The sequence below is a fragment of the Nonomuraea sp. NPDC049709 genome, assembly GCF_040674815.1.
GTDB lineage: Bacteria > Actinomycetota > Actinomycetes > Streptosporangiales > Streptosporangiaceae > Nonomuraea.
Genome location: NZ_JBFANM010000050.1, coordinates 84,008 through 90,007, shown reverse-complemented (window position 1 = coordinate 90,007; position 6,000 = coordinate 84,008). Strand labels below are relative to the sequence as shown.

8 protein-coding genes are annotated in these 6,000 nt (G+C 68.9%); 4 read left to right on the top strand and 4 right to left on the bottom strand.

The window, feature by feature from the left end:
• Positions 1-121, bottom strand: a 121-nt coding sequence (locus tag AB0J69_RS39865; protein WP_364128821.1) for a site-specific integrase, incomplete at its 3' end; no start/stop codon positions are given.
• Positions 122-297: 176 nt separating this feature from the next.
• On the opposite strand from AB0J69_RS39865, the gene AB0J69_RS39860 reads away from it, so the two are divergent.
• Positions 298-492 carry a hypothetical protein gene (locus tag AB0J69_RS39860; protein ID WP_364128812.1) on the top strand — a complete coding sequence of 65 codons (195 nt, stop codon included), beginning with the start codon at positions 298-300 and terminating at the stop codon, positions 490-492.
• A gap of 197 nt (positions 493-689) precedes the next feature.
• Here AB0J69_RS39860 and AB0J69_RS39855 read toward each other — a convergent pair whose 3' ends face one another.
• On the bottom strand, positions 690-1,550 hold the full coding sequence (locus AB0J69_RS39855; protein WP_364128819.1) for a phosphotransferase: 861 nt from the start codon (positions 1,548-1,550) through the stop codon (positions 690-692).
• Between the two features lie 557 nt (positions 1,551-2,107).
• On the opposite strand from AB0J69_RS39855, the gene AB0J69_RS39850 reads away from it, so the two are divergent.
• A complete protein-coding gene (locus AB0J69_RS39850; RefSeq protein WP_364128809.1) occupies positions 2,108-2,647 on the top strand; it encodes a hypothetical protein in 540 nt (179 codons plus the stop codon).
• Positions 2,648-2,972: 325 nt separating this feature from the next.
• Here the strand turns inward: AB0J69_RS39850 and AB0J69_RS39845 are convergent, their stop codons facing one another.
• Entirely contained in the window at positions 2,973-3,548 is a 576-nt protein-coding gene (locus tag AB0J69_RS39845; protein WP_364128806.1) for a TetR/AcrR family transcriptional regulator, read from the bottom strand.
• A gap of 84 nt (positions 3,549-3,632) precedes the next feature.
• Between AB0J69_RS39845 and AB0J69_RS39840 the strand changes: the two genes are divergently transcribed.
• Together AB0J69_RS39840 and AB0J69_RS39835 are read left to right on the top strand one after the other, a co-directional pair.
• Positions 3,633-3,992 (top strand): DUF4267 domain-containing protein, encoded by a 360-nt coding sequence (locus AB0J69_RS39840; protein ID WP_364128803.1) that lies wholly within the window; start codon positions 3,633-3,635, stop codon positions 3,990-3,992.
• A gap of 125 nt (positions 3,993-4,117) precedes the next feature.
• Entirely contained in the window at positions 4,118-5,326 is a 1,209-nt protein-coding gene (locus AB0J69_RS39835) for an FAD-binding oxidoreductase (protein WP_364128801.1), read from the top strand.
• On the opposite strand, the gene AB0J69_RS39830 is transcribed toward AB0J69_RS39835, so the two are convergent.
• A complete protein-coding gene (locus AB0J69_RS39830) occupies positions 5,267-5,959 on the bottom strand; it encodes a TetR/AcrR family transcriptional regulator (RefSeq protein ID WP_364128798.1) in 693 nt (230 codons plus the stop codon). The two genes, AB0J69_RS39835 and AB0J69_RS39830, sit on opposite strands and share 60 nt — an antisense overlap.
• Between the last annotated feature and the right edge of the window lie 41 nt (positions 5,960-6,000).

Genomic DNA, 6,000 nt, shown 5'->3' with positions numbered 1-6,000 from the left:
AGAACGCCAGCAGGTCATAGCCGTAGGCGCGGACGGTCTTGGGCGAGTAGTTCCGGTCTGCCAGATACGCCAGGTACTCATCAACCAGGACGAACTGCCCGGCGGACGGTCCGGCCAGCATCCAGCTGCCCTCATGCTCTTCCAGCCGGAGTCCTTGTTCGATCATGAGAACAGATGTATCCGCGATGACCCCATCCGGCCAGCAGGTAGCAGATCACGGCGTGTCGCTGACCTGAGGAAACATAGGTATTAGCCGGTTAAGAGGGAGACGCCGGTGCGGCCGACCGAGCGGCGGATGTGCAGGCCGGTCAGGAGACGGCACTCGTCCACCCGCCCGCCGAGCCCGGCCCAACTCGACGGCGCGGCGCGCACGGCATGCAGCTGTCCGAGCCGCTGCGGTCGATGCTGATCGGGCACATCCAAGCGGACGGCACCGACCCCATGAGGTCGCGGATGCGCCACGGCTACTACGGTGCCGAGCGATCTGACTGACAGGGAACTGCTGGCTGTCGGACGGGTCTCCACCAACTCCTTCGTCGGCATCGCCCGCCGTTCCCGCGTGCAGGGTCTGCACCGGCACGGTGAAGCGGACCCCGTCCGCAGAGGCGATCAGCCCGCCGCCCCAGGCCCGGACGATGTCCACCTTGGCCCGCCCGCCGCACTCTCGTCGATCGACGCCTTGGGTGATCTCAGCGATCGCAAAAAGGTCGGGAGAGTTCGAGATCGGCGTCCACGCGGCGCAACCCGTCGAAGCCCCAGGTGTTGATGCCCTGCAGGTCGACCTCGTTGTAGATGCGAACTGCAAGGTCGCGCAGCGAGCGGGCGAGCCGGGCGTACTCGAGATGGGTGGGGTTGAGTCCCTGCGCGCCGTAGGCGCGCAGGAAGCGCACGGGGTCGGGCCCGCACAGGGCGGTGAACACGTCGTGCTCGCGAGGCGCCAGCATCGCGTGGCCCCAGTCGAGCAGGGTCGCGATGCGGCCGTCGCGGTCAACGAGGACGTTGTGAGGGAACAGGTCGTGGTGGCACACGACGTGGGGCACGTCGATGGCGCGTGCCCGTTCGATCACCGCTTCGAGCCGGTCGACGTTGGCCATGACCTCGTCGCGGCGGTCGATGATCCAAGGGTGGTCGTGCCGGTCGCGCAGCGCCTCGATGCACCACTCATCCATATCGGTGCGGGGCAGGTCGAGGTCGGTCACCTCGTGTACGGCGCGCATCGCCCGCGCGATCGCGTCGGCGTCGTTCCACGTTCCCTGGCGGCCGTCGACGAACGGGAACAGCGCGTAGCGCCGGCCATGGTGCTCGGCGGTGTAAGAGCCGTCACGTGCTCGCGCCGCCGCAGGAACGGGGATGCCCCGAGCTGCCAACTCAGCGGTCAGCGCCAGACCGGCGTCACTGTCGGGCTGCTGACGCCACAGTTTCATGAACCAGCGTCCGTCGGTGAACACTTCCGCTTCGAACCCGCCCGGATGCGGCCGCAATTCGCCCACCTCAACACCGAAGGCGTCGCGGACCTGAGTCGTCGTCGGCGGTCGTACTTCGCTCCACATCAACCCGGGACGTTACCGCTGCCGAGGGCAGCGGGGCGACATCTTTTACGGCACCAGCTCGACGCGGCCGACCTGCCGGTGTTGAACGCCCGGCCCGCCACGCGCAGCCCCAGTCAGCTACGCGCACGCCTCGACATGCAACTCCAGGTCCTCATCGACCACCACCCACGACACCGACTCGTCGCCGGCCACCGCCCGCTCAGGGCGGCAGAACCAAAGCAGTGCACCTGATATGCCTGACGACCCCCGGATACTTGTCAGGCAAGTAAGCGCCCACATTACTTGGCCCGCCGCTCGGGCGAGCGGACCGATCAACGTACAGATCAGCGGATCACAGAGGACGACGTGAACCACGAGCGCGAGCCAACCGCGGCCGAGATACTGGGCTGTGGCGCCGCGACGACGTGTTCCTCCCCGAGGCCGAAGCCACCCCCGACGGAGTTCCGTCCTTCAACTCTCCAGGGCCTGCTCCACTCGCGCTCTTCTGGCCGGGCGCGGGCGGGATCCGGTTCGGACAGTATCGGACCTGGACCAGCAACCCCGAGGAAAGCACCCGCATGACAACCAGTGCTCAGCAGCTGATCGAATCGGCACGTCTCGCACCGCTGGCCGGCCCGTTCGACTGGGAACAGGTCGAGCACCGGCTCGGGGCGTCCGTGCCGCAGGACTACCGCGAGCTTCTCGACGCAGGGGGTGGCGGACTCTGGCTGGACTGCTTGAGGCTCTACGTACCGGCGCCCGGCCCCGGTCTCAAGCACGTCGATCTCGAGCGGTCGGGGCTGGAGTTCGAACAGCTCCAGGACCTGTTCGAGGACGAGGTCGTGGGACCGCCCGACGATCTCGACCCTGATTCCAGGCTGCTGCCCTGGGCCTCGACCGGCACGGGGCTGACGCTCTATTGGCAGGTCTCACCCGAGGCGGTGGCCGATTCGTACCCGATCCGGGTCTCGGACCGGAACGGCGACGTGTGGGAGAGGTACGACCTGCTCACCACCGACCTGCTCCTGGGAATCGTCCAGGGCGAGGTGCGCAGCGAGCTGCTCAACGAGTCGTGGATGGAACGCGACGTGCTCTTCAAGCCCTACGCCGACGAGTAGGGGTGCCGGTGAGAATCGCGTCATGAGCCCCAAACGGTGTTGATCTTGTTGTGGTCTTCCTGGTCGATGCTGGATCACCATGACGCATCGCCCCCGTCGTCCGCGGCGGCGGCGTGAAGAAGGGCGGCCACGAGCAGGTCGCCGAGCTGGGCGACGAGGCCCGGGTGGTGCTGGTGGAGCCGGACGCGGAGCAGTTCCGCGCGGTGACAGGCCGCCGCTCGGTCAGCTCCCTCCTGGACCCCGCCCGCCGCGCTCCGGCCGCCCGAGCGGGCCGCCGGCCCGGCCTGGAGGTCGCGCCCGGAACGACTGACCGTACGTGGCTGGGTCAGCGGGTGGCGCTGAGCTGGTCGAGCAGCAGCGTCAGGCGGGCCTCGCGGCCTGAGGCGGGGAGTCGGCCGCCGCGTGACAGGACGATCAGCCCGTGCAGGGCGCTCCAGGCGACCTCCGTCAGGATCGCCGGGTCGCGGCCGTCGGCGAACTGCGCGACTCCGGCCAAAAGCGCCTGGAAGCCGTCCCGGAGCGGCTCGGGGGTGTCGTCCTGGCCGAACGGCAGGTCCACGGCCATCGTGAACATGGCGTCGTACAGCGCGGGGTTCTCCTCGGCGAACGTCATGTAGGCCCTGGCCAGCCCCTCCAGCGCGGCTCGCGGCTCGCCCGTCCCGGTGGCGGCGCGCAGGCGTACGGCCAGTTCCGTGAAGCCCTCGAGCGCCACCGCCGCGACGATGGCGTCCTTGCCGGCGAAGTGGCTGTACAGGACCGGCTGGCTGTACTCGATCTCGTCGGCCAGGCGGCGGGTGGTCACGGCGTCCCAGCCCTCGGACTCGGCCAGCTTGCGGGCGGTTTTGACGATCAGGTCGTGGCGCTGGGCGCGTTCGCGTTCTCTGCGCTGCTGTGTGGACACCCTCCAGATGCTAGCACCGCTAGACAGATGAGCGCCGTTAGTCTAGCGTCGCTAAGACTTCTAGCAACGATTTAGGGAGACGGCATGGTCACCATCGCCACCTGGCTCGCCGGACTGATCGCCATCGGGATCATCCTCATCGGCATCCGCTTCCTGCTGCAGCCGGTCGCGTCGGCGGCGGGCTACGGGGTTCCCGTGTCCATGAACGCGTACCTGACCGTCAAGGGCGTACGGGACATCACAGCCGGGCTCGTCGTGCTCCCGGCCCTCGTGACGGGAAACCAGCACATGCTCGGTTGGCTGATTCTCGCCAGCGTGTTCGCCCCGCTCGGCGACATGGTCGTCGTGCTCAGGAACGGGGGTCCGCGGGCGGTGGCGTTCTTCGTCCACGGCCTCACCGCCGCGGTGATGGTGGGGGTCGCGGCCATTCTCATCCTGGTGTGATCGCTTGTCCGGGCTGGTCGGGGCGCCGTCCTTCCCGTAGTGCAGCACGGTATTCCTTCGCATTTTCTGAGAACTCGAAAAGGGAGACGACGATCAACGATCTGCGCGGTGTCCTCAAAGGGTGCGTGCTCCTGGCCGATGACGACGGCTTCGAACAGGCGGCCACTGCGTGGAATCTGACCGTCCGGCAGCCGGTGGCGGCCGTGGCGGAGGCCGCGGATGCCGATGACGTGGCGGCGCTCGTGCGTTACGCGCGGCGGGCGGGTATGACGGTGACCGCGCAGCCGAGCGGGCATGGCGCCTCCGGTGATGTGGAAGGCCTGATCCTGTTGCGTACCGGCCTGCTGAACGAGGTGGAGGTACGCGCGGAGGAGCGCGTGGTCCGGGTGGGCGCGGGTGTGAAGTGGGGGCAGGTGCTGGCGGCGGCCGGTCCGCTGGGTCTGACCGGCCTGTCCGGCAGCGCGCCGGGGGTCAGCGTGACCGGCTGCACCCTGGGCGGTGGGGTCGGCTGGTTCAGCCGCAAGTACGGCTTCGCCTCCGACAGCGTGCGGGCCATCGACATCGTGGACGCCGACGGCGAGCCGGACCGGGTGACCGCCGAGTCCGATCCCGAGCTGTTCTGGGCGCTGCGCGGCGGTGGCGGGGACTTCGCGGTGGTGACCGCCCTCGAACTCGAGCTGTATCCCGCGCCGGTCCTGTACGGCGGGCGCGTGATCTGGCCGGAGCACCGGACCAGGGAGGTGTACGACGCGTTCCTGGAGATCACCGCCGAGGCGCCGCGTGAACTCAGTGTCTGGATCAACCGGCTGCAGCCGCCCGGCGCGCCGCCGATGGTGACGCTGGATCTGGCCTACCTGGGTGAGGCGGCTCAGGGGGAGGACCTGCTGGCGCGCATCGACAAGATCGGGGGAGCGATCTCCGACAGCCGCGGCGTCGTCCCGGTTGCCGGCCTGGGTGGCATCACCGCCGAGCCCACCGATCCGGCTCCATCCATCGCTCGTGCGGAGCTGCTCACCGGTCTGGACGCGGACGCGGTGGAGCTCCTGCTGGCCAAGCCGGTCGAACCGCTCATCAACGTGCAGATCAGGCACCTGGGCGGGGCGCTCGCCGAGCCGGGTGGCGGGGCCGGTGCGAGCGGCGCGGTGGCGGAGCCGTACCTGCTCGGCCTGCTGGGGCTCGGCCTGCCGCACATGTCTCCGGACCGCCAGCCGGCCAGTGGATGCAGGATGGATCTCGAGCCGCCATTGGCAGTTTCCCCAGTGGCGGAGGCCGAGTCAGGTGGCGTTGGTGATGCGGTCGAGCCACTCCGCGAGCAGAGCGCCCTCGTTGGGTGACAAGGAGGGCGTGCCGTATTGCCGCAGCACCTCGCGTAGGGCAACGGCCCGACCGGCCACCGTCCCGGACGGGAGGGGCGGGCCACCCTTGATGATCGTCCGCAACACGTGCTCGAGTGCTATAGCCGGTAGTTCGGGGTCCCGCTCGGTGGGCGGAAGGGCCAGGAGAGACAGGATCGTGCCCATCCCGTTGAGGTGCACCAGGCGGGTGGCTCGTTCGATGCTCATGCGCAGCAGGCCGGCCTCGCCAATGCGCGTGATGAGCTGGTGCAGCATGGCGATGGCCGTGCGGCCCGCCGTCGACTGCCTGCCGGAGCGGGCCTCGCCGTACATCAGGCTGTAGAAGGCGGGATGGGACAGGCCGAAGTCGATATGGAGGTCCCAGGCGCGGCGCAGGTCGGCGACCGGGTCTTCGCTGTGGCTGACGAGCGCCTGTTTGTCGGCCAGGTAGTCCTCGAAACCGTAGGAGGCGACGGCGTCGAGCAGGCCTTCCTTGTCGCCGAACAGCCGGTAGAGCGTCGGCGCCTGGATGCCCGCAGCCGCGCACACCGCACGGGTGGACACCGCCTCGCGCCCGCCCTCGGCCAGCAGGCCCGCCGCCGCTGCCAGGATCTGTGCCCTTGTAATCGCCATGGCGCTAATGATGCCAACCTTTTGGTATCAATGCTAATTAG